Source organism: uncultured Chryseobacterium sp., assembly GCF_913776365.1.
In the GTDB taxonomy this organism is placed as follows: Bacteria; Bacteroidota; Bacteroidia; order Flavobacteriales; family Weeksellaceae; genus Chryseobacterium.
In genome coordinates this window covers 1-5,170 of record NZ_CAJYMO010000257.1, presented here as the reverse complement: position 1 = coordinate 5,170, position 5,170 = coordinate 1, and the positions used below count along the sequence as shown (strand labels likewise).

6 protein-coding genes and 1 pseudogene are annotated in these 5,170 nt (G+C 45.4%); 3 read left to right on the top strand and 4 right to left on the bottom strand.

Annotation, left to right across the window (positions count from 1 at the left end; genetic code table 11):
• Positions 1-444, bottom strand: a 444-nt coding sequence (locus QZ735_RS13355; protein ID WP_294249310.1) for a hypothetical protein, incomplete at its 3' end; no start/stop codon positions are given.
• A gap of 512 nt (positions 445-956) precedes the next feature.
• On the opposite strand from QZ735_RS13355, the gene QZ735_RS13350 reads away from it, so the two are divergent.
• The 3 genes from QZ735_RS13350 to QZ735_RS13340 all read left to right on the top strand — a co-directional run bounded on the left by QZ735_RS13350 (position 957) and on the right by QZ735_RS13340 (position 2,742).
• Positions 957-1,169 carry a hypothetical protein gene (locus QZ735_RS13350; protein ID WP_294249308.1) on the top strand — a complete coding sequence of 71 codons (213 nt, stop codon included), beginning with the start codon at positions 957-959 and terminating at the stop codon, positions 1,167-1,169.
• An 18-nt stretch (positions 1,170-1,187) separates the two neighbouring features.
• A complete protein-coding gene (locus QZ735_RS13345) occupies positions 1,188-1,805 on the top strand; it encodes a carboxypeptidase-like regulatory domain-containing protein (RefSeq protein ID WP_294249306.1) in 618 nt (205 codons plus the stop codon).
• 154 nt (positions 1,806-1,959) lie between these two features.
• A complete protein-coding gene (locus tag QZ735_RS13340) occupies positions 1,960-2,742 on the top strand; it encodes a hypothetical protein (protein WP_294249305.1) in 783 nt (260 codons plus the stop codon).
• A gap of 371 nt (positions 2,743-3,113) precedes the next feature.
• On the opposite strand, the gene QZ735_RS13335 is transcribed toward QZ735_RS13340, so the two are convergent.
• The 3 genes and pseudogenes from QZ735_RS13335 to QZ735_RS13325 all read right to left on the bottom strand — a co-directional run.
• Positions 3,114-3,293: a hypothetical protein gene (locus QZ735_RS13335; RefSeq protein WP_294249303.1), complete on the bottom strand. Its 180-nt coding sequence runs from the start codon at positions 3,291-3,293 to the stop codon at positions 3,114-3,116.
• Between the two features lie 463 nt (positions 3,294-3,756).
• Positions 3,757-4,185, bottom strand: a complete 429-nt coding sequence (locus QZ735_RS13330; protein WP_294249301.1) for a hypothetical protein — start codon at positions 4,183-4,185, stop codon at positions 3,757-3,759.
• A pseudogene (locus tag QZ735_RS13325) lies at positions 4,185-5,170 on the bottom strand (hypothetical protein); the annotation flags it as partial. The pseudogene QZ735_RS13325 and the gene QZ735_RS13330, both read right to left, overlap by 1 nt.

Sequence of the window (5,170 nt, the reverse complement as noted above, 5' to 3'; positions counted from 1 at the left end):
TTTCATAATAAAATCATAGCCTTTCGCATCCTTGTTCATCAGGGCATAATTGTACCATGCTGCGGCAAGCTTCGCGGATGCCCTGATGTCATGGAGCGGAGCCAGCGCGCGAATGGCTTTCTGAAATGCACCGGACGCTTCCCGGGAATGTCCGTTAGAATAATACTGCCCCTCATAAAAAGGGACAATGGCACGGCAATAAGCCGAACTTTGCACCAGGGATTTCCCTTCCGTCAGGTACGCTTTGCTTTTTGCAGTATCCTTAAACTTCCAGTAGTCGGCCAGCAGGAAACGGGCTTCCGCTTTTGCCGTATCGGCCCGGACGGATGTGAGCACCCGCTGAAGACTGTCCACATATCGTTTCTCATCCAGCGGAATCTGCTGCTGCGCCGGCAGCCGGAGGAAATGGCACAGGCCGAGTAAAAGCAAGCAATACTTTCTCATAGTTTATCTGTTACGGTTCCGGGAATACACAGGCCTTGTACATGTTCTTCCGGAGACAATTCCGGAGGCCTCTGATGATAACCCCGCCGGGCCATAATCAGGACAGGCAGAACAAAGGGTTACCGGAGTTTTTCCTGTCCCCTGCGGTGTCTCTCAGTTTTTCCCATGTAAAGATGAGGCAAAAATCCTTATCCGCCTTCATTTTTATGTCTGCAGCCGCAAAACTACTCAAAAACCAGTAGAAAAAATTACCCGGAAAACGGTATTTCAACCTGCAATATCCTGTCTTAGCTTTGTACTACCTTATTAAGACAAAAATATGAATTCAGTTTTTTTTTAGAGGCCCTTTCGGCCGGAAGAAAAGCAGCCGATGGGAGCATATCGTAGCCTGCGGGCATGAAGAACCTCTTCCTGCAAACGGTACCCTGCCTTCCCCTTCACCGGATGTCGAAATCCGGAAGCAGGGCGGCGATATCAAGCCCGGCACCTATGCCACTCCTGCCGGGCAAAGCATGATTGCCCGGTACGCTGTGCAGACCAATAGCGGAACCCTCCTATGCAATACCTCTTTCGCCGACGATGCTTTTGGCGTCCGGATCGAATCTATCGACAAAGAAGACATCAGAGGGACATTTTCCGGGAAACTGAGGTCGATGGGAGGAAAAGCAATCCAGATATCGGGAGGTTCCTTCAACCTGCCTTATGACAAAATTATCAATCCCTAACATAGAGAACACCGCATTATGAAAAAGACATTTTTTATGCTTCTTACGGTTGCCGGTACGGCATCGCCCGCATCTGCCCAGTACAAAGAGCCGGAGAAAAAAGACAAGAAGGAAATTTTTTATCCCGAAGCGGCTTTCGATTCATTACAGGCCAGGGCAATGCTGGCCAGAGGTACAGCCACGATAAAAGGGGTGGCCTTCACAAAAGCAAAAAACAATATGGGCATCAAAGCGGGGAACCGGATTTATGCCAATCAGATCAAGGTGGTCCTGTTGCCGGTAACGCCTTATTTCAATGCCTGGTACAGCCTCAGGAAAGAAAAAGAAAACTTCAGGAAACGCCGGTATGTCAACCTTGCAGACAAGGCCTACCGCTACAGGCTGGAAGCCGTTACCAACAGCAGCGGGGAATTCACCTTTCCGGAGATGAAGCCCGGAACCTATTTTCTCCAGGGTTTCCTTCCCTATACGAAAAACGGTTATTACCACGAGTATACCGGTGCCGCCTACAACGGCTACGGCGGCCGCACCAATTATTACGAACTTAAACAATATGCAGTAGACCATGAAGACCGCATTGAAGAATTTGTGGAGGTAAAGGAAAATGGAGAGACCGTAAAGGTAAGGCTGCACTGACCTTTTTCCGGCTGGGTACGGTACGAAAGATCCCGGAACCACCGGTGATGATACGCACATGCCCTGTATCCGATATCGGCTGAGGAAAGCCCCGGCACTACACTATTTGAACACACCCAATCACCCCAAGATAAATCCCCAATCACATTTTCATATGTTACAAATCCAATTTTCCATCCGGTTCCTGTTAATGGTCCTTTTAAGTTCTTCACTCTATTTCCCGGCACAGCTGGGAAGCTTATGGCAAAAAGCAAAAGAAAAGACTAAAAAGGCTGTTGACCAGGTCATGACTAAAAAAAGCAGGCCCCGTACGGCAGAGATTCAGGCCCCGGTTCATTTTAACCGGGGAGACCTGCCTCTCTTTTCCGAGGATTTTTCAGGTTATCCTGCCGGTTCTACCGTACCGTCGATCAAGAGCAACGGCCTGGCTGCCGTAGCCGAGGTTACCGGCTATCCGAGAACATGGCTGATCCTGGAAGACAAAGCCCTGTACAAGATCTCAAAACCAGTTTCCTATCCCGTGCATTTTACGGTTACGTTTGATCTGCTGGCGACCGGTGACCAGATCAATGACATCGCTCCTTTGTCTTTCGGGTTTGCCCCGGACAACAGCACCAAAGAGTACCTCAGCACTTCCGGGGCTTACGTGGAACTCCAGTACTATGATACCGATATGGTAAATACCGGCAGCAAGGATCCTGAAAAATACGCCAACCACACCTTTGATCTGGCACCTTACCTCAACAGGGTACTTCCTGTACGACTTGAGGTAGACGGAGAGCAAATGGCGGTTTACCTGGGCAGCCGGAAGCTAGCCGACGGGCTGTTCTTCAGGCCCGCCGCCGCCAAGAATTTCTATATTTCCGCGCCCTGGCAGTATGCCAACGGAGCAAAGGTCTTTTTCGGGAACCTCAGGATTACCGGTTTCAGCAAATAGAGACAGCGGATAAGCCAACAACACCGGATTTCACTTTTGACCCTGATGTATCCGCAAATACAACGGATCTGTCATACCTCACGGAACTAACTGCAGAATGAAACGGCCGGCTTCCTCGTGCGGGAGCCGGCTTTATTTCCCTGCATTTCCTGCCGGCACCTGCACCATTGCGCTATATCATAACCGTAACAACAGATTGGAATACCCTGAATCTCAGAGACAGGACAGCCGTGGCGCAATGAAGACCTTATCACTTCCTTTTTTATACAATTTCCTTTTGACCGATATACCTGAGGAGAACTGCCAGCTTACAGAGATCATAAGGAATGAGTTTCCTTTCCCCACAGATCGCTTTTTCTAAAAACTCCCGGTCATCGATCAGGCTTCCGTTCTCTGTAGATTTCGCACCATTCTTCATCCCGGATATTCCAGTACAGGTCATCCTCCAGCTTGAAGTTATCCTCCTCATCCCGTTGATCCAGTTCCTCAAGCACCAGTCTCAAAATTTTCTTCAGATCCGATACGGATATTTCAGTATTTTTATCATTCATTTTCGTTAAAAGATATTTATGGCAGGCCGCCATTGTAATGCACGGAACAATAGGAATCAGTTTTTGACCCGGTCTACCATACCGGTGCCTCCTCTGCTCCTGTACAAACCGGTTTTTCCCTTGCTCCTGATATGCGGATGTACGGCACTTTCCTCTCCTTTCAAAGATCTATACTTAAAGGATTGCCTATCTGCGTATATCCTTGATCTGCTCCCGACGGAACTTTTCATTCTTTTTTTTAGGGATGTTTATAGGCATTTGTATTGTGCCACGGGTCTACAGCTTGATGTTGCCTTTTCTTCGGATCTATCCTACCCGGCAGGTCCGGTTCATAATCCTGCAGTATACAACCAGCCTGAATTGAACGGCACTTCAGCAGCAATGCTGTTATATCTTACAAATATGAGAGAGTGAATTAATATTTTTCAGCACTTAATGACACTTATAAAAATTCATGTCTGCTCTATGCATTAAAATATTGTTCGATAGACTCAGCATCTTCTGAATCGTTAAGATTGCATTCTACAATTATAATTTTTTTGTTTATCACTCCTTCTAAATTTTCAAAGATTTTTTTTAAATTATCGATCAAAAAATCAAAAGATTTCACATGAAAACCAATACTACTAATAACAATTTTATCTTCCTTTCCATCTACAATTAATTTGAGTAAAACTATATGTAATTTACCTAAAGTATCATCTACTCTAATCTTTATATCAGTGATTTTTTCAAATAACTCTATTAATTCACCCCTCTCTTTTTTCTTAATTTCATCATAAAAATAACTGATCTTTAAAGCATTACTGTAAGCAAAGTTGACAAAAACATAGTCATTTTTATTGATGAAATTTTTTAGCTCTTTAGGATTTATTATAGAAATTTCATTCATTATCTTGTAGGTTTTACTGGAAATTTATATACTTTTCCATAATTAGTTGGATTTGCATTTTCAAACTTAGCATTTTTCATAAGTATATCCATGTATTTATAATCTCCGGTTAATATTTTATATTGAATAGCGGAGTTCATTCTATGGTTACCGTCATTTAAATAAAAAATTCCCTCCCATTTAAACCCAGCGACTCCTATAGGTTTATCAAATGTACCATTCATCATTTGTTCTAAATAATCTGCCGTAATGGCCGGATCTATTCCAGAATTGAGACTTTTAAAACCCTGCAACTCTGCTTCTGCAGATATTTTTGATGCTAAAGAGGAAGCTTTACCATATCCTCCCCACATCAATCCGCCACCGCTGCCTTCATCCTGAAGAATCTCCATATGGCTGCTATTCACATTTCTTGCAAATCTATCCAGCCAGCTTTCTCCTTCATGATATAAGGGGTTATCTCTCCATCCTCTGTATTGTTCTAACGGGCTTTCACCGTTGGCATTCACATTTGCATTTCTTATTAGTCCAAACAGTCTCGTTTGCCCGTAATTCATCGGAACTTTTTCCAGCGGACCAAACCCTGTTATACTACCTGAACTTTTCTTTCCTCCAAACAAATTACTGAGGAAATTACCAATCTGTTTCCAAACAGAAGGAGATGGATCAGGTTTCGGATCCAGCCCGGCCATAATGGCCCTGAAAGCCGCTGTCTGCCCGAAGGTTGAAGAACTGATCCCGCCTTTGGCACCCTCCGGCACAAGCTTATCCATCAGTTCCAATACTGAATCATGATTGGCAAACCAGGCGGAACGCGGGTCCTGCCCTTCACCGGGAGCACCGTACGGAGACATCGCCTTCCTTCCGTCCGGATCGATCATCATTACCGGGTTATTCAGGGCATAATGGTACGGGCTCACCCGGGTGATAGTCTCTGCCAGCGGATCCATCACGCCCCAACGCCCGATATCACTCATGTACATCC